The 201-nt window shown below is 49.3% G+C and carries 1 pseudogene; it reads left to right on the forward strand.

What is annotated here, in order from left to right:
* A pseudogene (gene murF / locus FDX22_RS15370) lies at positions 1–165 on the forward strand (UDP-N-acetylmuramoyl-tripeptide--D-alanyl-D-alanine ligase); the annotation flags it as partial.
* Between the last annotated feature and the right edge of the window lie 36 nt (positions 166–201).

Genomic DNA, 201 nt, shown 5'->3' on the forward strand with positions numbered 1-201 from the left:
CATGCCAGCGGCGTTGGTGAGCATTTTGCGGATAAAACCGCGCTGACCGCGCATCTTAAAGCGCTGATTGCAGAACATCAGATCATGACGATTTTAGTGAAGGGTTCACGTAGTGCCGCCATGGAAGAGGTAGTACGCGCATTACAGGAGAATGGGACATGTTAGTTTGGCTGGCCGAACATTTGGTCAAATATTATTCCG

Source organism: Citrobacter sp. TBCS-14 (assembly GCF_005280805.1).
Lineage (GTDB): Bacteria > Pseudomonadota > Gammaproteobacteria > Enterobacterales > Enterobacteriaceae > Citrobacter > Citrobacter gillenii.